At 62.9% G+C, this 8,114-nt stretch carries 8 protein-coding genes and 1 pseudogene; 6 read left to right on the top strand and 3 right to left on the bottom strand.

Annotation, left to right across the window (positions count from 1 at the left end):
- Positions 1 to 523, bottom strand: a pseudogene (locus QZ213_RS20710) (SDR family NAD(P)-dependent oxidoreductase); the annotation flags it as partial.
- A gap of 72 nt (positions 524 to 595) precedes the next feature.
- On the opposite strand from QZ213_RS20710, the gene QZ213_RS20705 reads away from it, so the two are divergent.
- Both QZ213_RS20705 and QZ213_RS20700 read left to right on the top strand, forming a co-directional pair.
- Positions 596 to 1,375, top strand: a complete 780-nt coding sequence (locus tag QZ213_RS20705; RefSeq protein WP_291687961.1) for an SDR family oxidoreductase — start codon at positions 596 to 598, stop codon at positions 1,373 to 1,375.
- Between the two features lie 213 nt (positions 1,376 to 1,588).
- A complete protein-coding gene (locus tag QZ213_RS20700) occupies positions 1,589 to 2,476 on the top strand; it encodes a TauD/TfdA family dioxygenase (RefSeq protein WP_291687960.1) in 888 nt (295 codons plus the stop codon).
- 114 nt (positions 2,477 to 2,590) lie between these two features.
- Here the strand turns inward: QZ213_RS20700 and QZ213_RS20695 are convergent, their stop codons facing one another.
- The gene (locus QZ213_RS20695; protein ID WP_291687959.1) at positions 2,591 to 3,241 is read right to left on the bottom strand and encodes a YqgE/AlgH family protein; all 651 of its coding nucleotides are present in this window, start codon (positions 3,239 to 3,241) and stop codon (positions 2,591 to 2,593) included.
- Positions 3,242 to 3,376: 135 nt separating this feature from the next.
- Between QZ213_RS20695 and QZ213_RS20690 the strand changes: the two genes are divergently transcribed.
- The 4 genes from QZ213_RS20690 to QZ213_RS20675 all read left to right on the top strand — a co-directional run bounded on the left by QZ213_RS20690 (position 3,377) and on the right by QZ213_RS20675 (position 7,088).
- The gene (locus QZ213_RS20690; protein ID WP_291687958.1) at positions 3,377 to 4,216 is read left to right on the top strand and encodes a protein-disulfide reductase DsbD domain-containing protein; all 840 of its coding nucleotides are present in this window, start codon (positions 3,377 to 3,379) and stop codon (positions 4,214 to 4,216) included.
- A 104-nt stretch (positions 4,217 to 4,320) separates the two neighbouring features.
- Positions 4,321 to 5,700 carry a flippase gene (locus QZ213_RS20685; RefSeq protein WP_291687957.1) on the top strand — a complete coding sequence of 460 codons (1,380 nt, stop codon included), beginning with the start codon at positions 4,321 to 4,323 and terminating at the stop codon, positions 5,698 to 5,700.
- Positions 5,701 to 5,739: 39 nt separating this feature from the next.
- Positions 5,740 to 6,762, top strand: a complete 1,023-nt coding sequence (locus QZ213_RS20680; protein ID WP_291687956.1) for a universal stress protein — start codon at positions 5,740 to 5,742, stop codon at positions 6,760 to 6,762.
- Positions 6,763 to 6,857: 95 nt separating this feature from the next.
- Positions 6,858 to 7,088, top strand: coding sequence for a YdcH family protein (locus QZ213_RS20675; RefSeq protein WP_291687955.1), 231 nt, complete (start codon positions 6,858 to 6,860; stop codon positions 7,086 to 7,088).
- A gap of 318 nt (positions 7,089 to 7,406) precedes the next feature.
- Here the strand turns inward: QZ213_RS20675 and QZ213_RS20670 are convergent.
- Positions 7,407 to 8,114: 3-hydroxybutyrate dehydrogenase (locus QZ213_RS20670; RefSeq protein ID WP_291687954.1), on the bottom strand; the 708-nt coding region annotated here is incomplete at its 5' end.

Raw genomic sequence — 8,114 nt, 5'->3', positions numbered from 1 at the left:
GCGGATGCCGTCCTCCGCCCAGGCCTCGCCGAGCGTCCGGGTCAACCCCATCGCGCCGGTCTTGGAGGCGTTATAGGCCGGATTGCCCTTGGTCGAATGGATAGGCGGCGGTCGAGCTGACGATGATCAGCGAGCCTCGGCTCGCGGTCAGCATGTCCTGGAATTTGCCGGCGCAGGCCATCAGGCTCATGAGATTGACTTCCAGAACCTTGCGAAATCCGGCCATTTCGAATTCACCGCGCCGGTAGATCACCGCGCCCTGCGCCAGCACCAGCACATCGAGCCGGTCGAACGAAGGCTTGAAGTTCTCGATCGCCTGGGCGTCGCTGACGTCGAGCTGCGCGTAATCGAGGCCCTCGAGATCCGATCCCTCGCCCGCCGAATAATCGGCCGCGGATGCGCGGGTGCCGCAGACGTGCACGCGCGCGCCCTTGGCACGGAACGCCTGCGCAATGCCGTTGCCGATGCCGCTGGAGCCGCCGACCACCAGAACCTGCTTGCCGCTGAAATCCAGTTCGTTCATCGTCCACCTCGCATTCAATGGCCGCCAAAAGCATAGCGGCAGACACTCCAGGGAAGACCCAAGGAAACGCCCATGTCCGATTTCAAGCAACTCAGCCGCTCGGTCAAGGGATTGACGGTCCTCGTCACCGGCGCCGCCAGCGGCATGGGCCGCGCCACCGCGCGCGCGTTCGCCGCCGAGGGCGCCAAGGTCGCGGTCACCGACTACATGGCCGAAGGCGCGGAGGCCGTCGCCGCCGAGATCACGGGCCGGGGTGAAATTGGAAAAGCCTGGAAGCTAGATGTCGCCAATCGCGATGACATCCCCACCGTCGTCAACGGCATTGCCGGCCATTTCGGCGGGCTCGATATCGTCATCAACAATGCCGGTATTTCGGTGCGCGTGGCGATCGACGATGACGGCTATGACGAAGCCTGGGCGAAGGGCCTCGCCGTAATGCTGACCGCGCATCAACGCGTGATCCGCGCCGCGCTGCCTTATCTGCGCCAATCGAAAAGCCCTCGGATCGTCAATATCGCCTCCACCGAGGCGCTCGGCGCTACCGCGTTGCACAGCCCGTATTCGGCGGCGAAGGCGGGCGTGGTTGGACTGACGCGTTCGCTCGCGGTCGAACTCGGCCGCGACGGCATCACCGTCAACTGCATCTGTCCGGGGCCGATCAGGACGGCGATCACGGAGCGGATTTCGGAGGAGCACAAAACAATCTACGCCAAGCGCCGCACCGCGCTCGGCCGCTACGGCGATCCCGAAGAAGTCGCCCACATGACGCTGAGCCTGTGCCTGCCGGCGGCCTCCTTCCTGACCGGCGCCATCATCCCGGTCGACGGCGGCCTGATGGCCCGGAATGCGTGAGCCCAATTGCCTTTCGTCATTGCCGGGCTTGACCCGGCAATTCATCCGCTTCGAAAGCGCTCTTGCGAAGATTGATGGAGGCCCGGATCAAGTCCGGGCATGACAGATGTGCGCGGCTCTTGGCCCGCGCAGCGTTGACTTCGTCCGGTCACGGAGTAGTTTTTCGGGAAAACGGAGCGGGATAACCGCGTCCCTCGACCAGGAGAAAACGCCATGACCGTTACGATCCGGCAGCTTCACCCGCATTTCTTCGGCGAGGTGTCCGGCGTCGATCTGCGAAAACCCCTGACGCCGCGGGAGGCCCGGGATATCGAAGCCGGCATGGATAAATATGCCGTGCTGCTGTTCCGCAACCAGGACATCACGGACGAACAGCAGCTCGCCTTCGCCCTGAATTTCGGCGAGCGCGAGAATGCGCGCGGCGGCACCGTGACCAAGAAGGAAGACTACCGGCTGACCTCCGGCCTGAACGACGTCTCCAATCTCGGCAAGGACGGCAAGCCTCTCCCTAAGGATCACCGCACCCATCTGTTCAACCTCGGCAACTGCCTGTGGCATTCCGACAGTTCATTCCGCCCGATTCCGGCGAAGTTTTCGCTATTGTCGGCGCGTGTGGTGAACGCCAGGGGCGGCAACACCGAATTCGCCGACATGCGCGCCGCCTATGACGCGCTCGACGACGACACCAAGTTCGAGATCGCCGACATGATCTGCGAGCATTCGCTGATGTATTCGCGCGGATCGCTCGGCTTCCTCGATTACACGGAGGAAGAAAAGCAGATGTTCAAGCCGGTGCTGCAGCGGCTGGTGCGCACCCATCCGGTGCACGGCCGCAAGTCGCTCTATCTGTCGTCGCATGCCGGCGCGATCCTCGGCATGAGCGTGCCGGAAGCGCGGCTGCTGTTACGCGACCTCACCGAGCACGCCACGCAGCCGCAATTCGTCCACGTCCACAAATGGACGCTGCATGACCTCGTGATGTGGGACAACCGCCAGACCATGCACCGGGTGCGCCGCTACGACCAGTCGCAGCCGCGCGACATGCGCCGCGCTACGGTGGCCGGCACCGAGCCGACGGTCGCGCAACAGGCGGCGGAGTAAGAACGGCGCGACTCGTCATACGCGGGCTTGACCCGCGTATCCATCGTTCTTCATAGGATGTCATTTCTCGAAGTGGAGGGGTTGCCTGGTCAGGCCCGGCAACGACGGACCCGCTCAGGCGTGCCCCGCCTCGTTCGACAGCATGCCCGGATCGATCCCGATCTTGCGCAGTGCGCGCAGGTATTTTTCCTCGATATCGCCGCCGAAGATCAGATCCGCATCGGCATCGCAGTGCAGCCAGCCATTGTCCTGGATTTCGGCTTCCAGTTGTCCCGGCCGCCAGCCGGCGTAACCCAGCGCGAGGATCGCGTGCTTGGGACCCGCGCCGTTCGCGATGGCTTTCAGGATATCGACGGTTGCGGTCAGGCAAATTCCGTCGTCGATCCGCAACGTGGCATCCTGGATGAAGAAGTCGCTCGAATGCAGCACGAAGCCGCGGCCGGTCTCGACCGGGCCGCCCTTCAGCACCTTCATGCTCTCGGCGTTTTCCGGCAGCTTGATCTGATCGGCCTTCTTGATGATATCGAGTTGCACCAGGAGTTCGGGAAAGTCGATGCTGCCCGCCGGGCGATTGACGATGATGCCCATCGCGCCCTCGGAAGAATGCGCGCAGAGATAGATCACCGAACGTTCGAAGCGCGGGTCCCCCATCACGGGCATGGCGATCAGGAGCTGGCCGTCGAGATAGCCGCCTTCGGACGAATTGTCGCCGATGCCGGCGGCTTCGCGGCGAACTATCCTCGGTCTTTTGCCTGCAGGGTCCATCCGCAAAGCACTCTCATGTTGCCGCCCATCCTGATATTGGGTGGCAGTTCTGTCAATCAAGCTTCCCCCGGCGCTTGAAAATACATCACAAGCAATTCAATGGTTTGTGCCCCTGCTAGCCTATAAATAAGTATCATGACAGCCATGGTTCCCTTCCGCGCCGCGCTCGGCTTCGCCGCAATCGTCCTTGCGCCATCCCTGACGATGGAGGCCCGCGCCCAGGATGCCTCGCCCTGGCAACGCGACGGGCATTCCGCAGTGCGGCTGCTGGCGGGCTCGCGCAGCGGCGCGGTGCTGCTCGGCGGCATCGCCATTCAGCTGCAGCCGGGCTGGAAGACCTACTGGCGCACGCCGGGCGATTCCGGCGTGCCACCGCGCTTCGATTTCTCGAAATCGGACAATATCGAAGCCGTGACCGTGCTGTGGCCAGCGCCTTTGAAATTCGACGACGGCGCCGGCGGCCATTCCATGGGCTACCACGACGGAATCGTACTGCCGTTGCGAATTGTGGCGAAAAATGCCGACAAGCCGGTAACGTTGCGCGCCGACATCAACTACGCGGTGTGCGAAAAGATCTGCATTCCCGTTCAGGCCAATGCCGAGCTGCCTTTCACCAGCGTGGCGAGCACCGAGGACAGCGCGTTGTTCGCAGCTCTCGACACGGTGCCGAAGCCGGCCAATATCGGCGATCCCAACCCGCTGACCATCCGCGACGTCAAACGCGAGGGCAAATCCACCGTCCTGGTCGACGTGGTGAGCCCCGATGCCAGGGATGTCAGCCTGTTCGTCGAAGGGCCGACGCCGGACTGGGGGCTGCCGGTTCCAAACCTTGTCGAACACGGCCCGCCCGGGGTCAAGCGCTTCGCCTTCGAGCTCGACGGCGTGCCGCCCGGCACCAGCCCGGATGGCGCCGCGCTGAAATTGACGCTGGTCGGCGGCGAGCATTCCTACGAATTCAATATCAATCTGGAATGACGATTTGGGAGAGGCGCACCCAACCGAATCTTAACGAATAGTTGATAGGCGAAATGGTCGCCGCAACCCCGCGGCGGTTTTCGAGGTTTTTCCATTTGACCGCGATGGACGCCCAATCCGCAACCGTTCCGCCCGCCGGCGTGATGACGCGGCTGCGTTCAATGCTGGCCGGTTCCAGCGAAGCCTCGCTGACAAGACGGCTGGCGGGAACGATCTTCGTCATCCGCGTCATCAGCGCAGCACTCGCCTACGTTTCGCAGATTCTGCTGGCGCGCTGGATGGGCGGTTCGGATTACGGCGTCTATGTCTATGTCTGGACCTGGGTGCTGCTGCTCGGCAGCATGATGGATTTTGGCATTTCGACCTCGGCGCAAAAGATTATCCCGGAATATCGTGCCGCGGGCGAACACGCGCTGCTGCGCGGCTTTCTCTCCGGCAGCCGCTGGTTGACGCTCGTCGTCTCCGCCCTTGTCTCGCTGCTGCTCGCGGGCGTGGTGAAATTGCTGTCGCCGTGGATCGAAGCGGGCGAGATCGTTCCGCTCTACATCGGCTGTCTCACGTTGCCGGCCTTTGTGGTCGCCAATACCCAGGACGGCATCGCGCGCTCGTATGACTGGATGCGGCTCGGCCTGATGCCGCAGTTCATCGTACGGCAGTCGCTGATCATCGGCTTTACCGCAGGCGCTTTCGCGCTCGGTTTCCATCTCGGCGCCACCGCCGCGATGCTCGCCAGCGCAGCCGCGGTATGGATCGCCATGATCGGACAGATGACGGTGCTGAACCGCCGGCTCGGCGGCAACGTCGAGTCCGGCCCCAAGGCCTATGATTTCCACGGATGGCTGGCGATTTCGCTGCCGATCCTGCTGGTCGAAGGCTTTTATCTGCTGCTGTCCTACACCGACGTGCTGGTGCTGCAGCAGTTCCGTCCCTCCGAAGAGGTCGGCGTCTATTTCGCCGTGGTGAAGACGCTGGCGCTGGTGTCCTTCATCCACTACGCGATGTCGGCGACCACGGCGCACCGTTTTGCCGAATATCACGCGCTTGGCGACAAGCCGCGGCTGGCGGCCTATGTCGCGTATGCGATCAAGTGGACGTTCTGGCCCTCGCTCGCCGCGACCGTCCTTCTGCTGGCGTTCGGCAAGCCGCTGCTATGGCTGTTCGGACCGCAATTCGTGGTCGGTTACGACATCATGTTCATAGCTGCCATTGGGCTCGTGGTGCGCTCGGCGATCGGCCCGGTCGAGCGGCTGCTCAACATGCTCGGCCACCAGCATATCTGCGCGTTGGCCTATGCGCTGTCCTTTGTCATGAACGTGGCGCTGTGCGTCGCGCTGGTGCCGCGCTTCGGCGGCCACGGCGCCGCCGCGGCGACCTCGATCTCGCTTGTCTTCGAGACCGTGCTGTTGTTCTGGATCGTGCGACAGCGGCTCGGGCTGAACGTGCTGCCGTTCGGGAAGGGCGCGGCCCAGCGCGCGGACTCGTGAATCCGCAGTCAAAACCTCGGTTCCGAACCTAATTCACCGATGTCCGGTCTCGCCGGGCATACAGCCGCCGCGTTCGATTCCGCTTTTAACGCGGCGCCCCTTGAGCTCGATCAATACGCCGACCGGCGGACGGCTATCTATATCAACACGACGAGGAATATTTCGATGCCGATCGTGGTGGGCCCACGGTCGGCACGCTTGTTGGCGCCAGAGGGGATTGCATTGGCATTCAGAAGCATCGCTGTGTTTGTAGACCCTTCACCCGCCGGCGAAGCGCGCACTTCCTACGCGGTCAGGATGGCATGTCGTCATGGAGCGCACCTCATTGGGATCTTCGCGGTGCCGCCGACCTGGGGTGATAGTCCCGCGGAATCCTTTGTTCGAGGGCAGCAGGCCGTTCGGCGGGTCATTGCCAGCCACCAGTCGAGCGAAGCCGCCGCGACGGACGCCGCGAACCGGAGTTTTTCGGCAGGTTGTGCTCGTGAAAACATCAGTTTCGAGTTCCGCCATTTCCGTCAGGATGGCGTCGATGATAGCGCCGCGCTGAATTCCCTGCATACCGATCTGGTGATCGTCGGTGGCCCGCGCGCGGGCGGATTGCCGCGCGACTGGTCGGCCGAAGCGCTTCTTCTCGCCACCGGTGTGCCCTTCCTCCTGCTGCCGGAGCCCTGGACGGGATCCACTGCCGAGCATGTTGTCGTCGCCTGGAATGCCAGCCGCGAGGCGCGGCGCGCGATAGCAGATGCGCTTCCGCTTCTCGTCGGCGCGCTCTCCGTCACCATCCTCGTAGTCGATCCGCAGAAAAATCCCCGCCATGGCGCCGAGCCCGGCGCCGACGTGGCGCATTACCTGACCCGTCATGGAGCCAGGGTCGTTGTCGAACAGGTGCAGTCGCATGCAGAGCCCATCGCCAAAATTATCCTGGCTTATGCGGAACGCCGCAATGCCGATCTCGTCGTCGTCGGCGCCTATAGCCATGCCCGAACGGCCGAAATGATCTTTGGCGGCGTAACCCGGTCCTTGCTGCGCGACGCCGTCGTTCCACTGCTGATTGCCCACTGAGACGGCGAACGCGCTGACCTTGATTCAGGTCAAAGACGTTTTGCCACTTTCCCGTTCTGATGCGCACTGCAGATGCGACTATGCCGGAGAGTATGATGGCGCAAACAACCATTGCCTACCTGGAACGACGATACCGGGCCCTCGAAAAGGAAATAGCGAACGCTTTGCGTCATGGCCCGACTGACGGCTCGGCGATTGCTGACCTCAAGTACCGCAAGCTGATCATCGCCGACGAGATTCAACATCATCGTCGCCTTGTCGAGCGTTTCGGGAAGAGCGACTCTGAAGGCGCGTCCTTAAGATTGGAAATTCGTTCGCCTGCGTGATTTTTTATGGCTGCGGCGGACCTGAAAAGCCAAAATTGCGGGGCCAAGACTAAACCCGGGTGGAATTGCAGATCATCGATACTGCGATGACCTCTATCGACGGCGGGGAAGTCGCAGCCGATGCCGCGGTACAGGCGACCTTCTCAAGATTTCGATCGGCATGAAGTAAATTTGCTGTCGTCACCCGCGAAAGCGGGTGATCCAGTAATCGCAGCCGCCGAAGTTTATCTCAACCGTTCCGGCGTACTGGATGCCCGCTGGAGCCCGTCATCGGGCTCGCCGACGGCGAGACCCGGTGGCGGGGCGTGACGGTCTGAGCTACGCCGCGGTCCAGCCGCCGTCGATCGAGAGGTTGGCGCCGGTGATCTGGGCGGCGTCATCGCCGCACAGAAACAGCGCCAGTGCCGCGACCTGCTCGGAGGTGACGAACTCCTTGGTCGGCTGCGCCTCCAGCAGCACGTCGTGGATGACCTGCTCTTTCGTCAGGTTGCGCGCCTTCATGGTGTCGGGAATCTGCTTCTCGACCAGCGGCGTCCAGACGTAACCCGGCGAGATGCAGTTGCAGGTGATCTTGAAGGTCGCAAGCTCCAGCGCCACGGTCTTGGTGAGGCCGGCGATGCCGTGCTTGGCCGAGACATAGGCCGACTTGAACGGCGAGGCCACCAGCGAATGCGCGGACGCGGTATTGATGATGCGGCCCCAGCCGCGCTTCTTCATGCCGGGCACGGCGGCGCGGATGCCATAAAACGCCGACGACAAATTGATCGCGATGATTGCCTCCCATTTCTCGGGCGGGAACTCCTCGATCGGGGAGACGAACTGGATGCCGGCATTGTTGACGAGAACGTCGACCGCGCCGAAGGTCTTTTCGCCGAGCGCGATCATATCCGCGATCTCGGCAGGCTTGGTCATGTCGGCGGGCGAGTGGACCGCCTTGACCTTGAACTCGGCTTCGATGCCGGAGCGTTCCTTGTCGATGTCGGCGGGCGCGCCCATGCCGTTGAGAACGATATTGGCGCCGGCGCC

Origin of the sequence: Bradyrhizobium sp., from assembly GCF_017881085.1 — a bacterium.
Taxonomy (GTDB): Bacteria; Pseudomonadota; Alphaproteobacteria; order Rhizobiales; family Xanthobacteraceae; genus Bradyrhizobium.
The sequence above is the reverse complement of the archived record's forward strand: the minus strand, read 5'-3'. Positions and strand labels throughout refer to the sequence as shown.

What these genes read in the sequence shown, in the direction of transcription:
- QZ213_RS20705 (WP_291687961.1), top strand. Translation starts at nt 596, where the DNA reads ATGTCCGATTTCAAGCAACTCAGCCGCTCGGTCAAGGGATTGACGGTC.
- QZ213_RS20700 (WP_291687960.1), top strand. Translation starts at nt 1,589, where the DNA reads ATGACCGTTACGATCCGGCAGCTTCACCCGCATTTCTTCGGCGAGGTG.
- QZ213_RS20695 (WP_291687959.1), bottom strand. Translation starts at nt 3,241, where the DNA reads ATGGACCCTGCAGGCAAAAGACCGAGGATAGTTCGCCGCGAAGCCGCC.
- QZ213_RS20690 (WP_291687958.1), top strand. Translation starts at nt 3,377, where the DNA reads ATGACAGCCATGGTTCCCTTCCGCGCCGCGCTCGGCTTCGCCGCAATC.
- QZ213_RS20685 (WP_291687957.1), top strand. Translation starts at nt 4,321, where the DNA reads ATGGACGCCCAATCCGCAACCGTTCCGCCCGCCGGCGTGATGACGCGG.
- QZ213_RS20680 (WP_291687956.1), top strand. Translation starts at nt 5,740, where the DNA reads ATGTCCGGTCTCGCCGGGCATACAGCCGCCGCGTTCGATTCCGCTTTT.
- QZ213_RS20675 (WP_291687955.1), top strand. Translation starts at nt 6,858, where the DNA reads ATGGCGCAAACAACCATTGCCTACCTGGAACGACGATACCGGGCCCTC.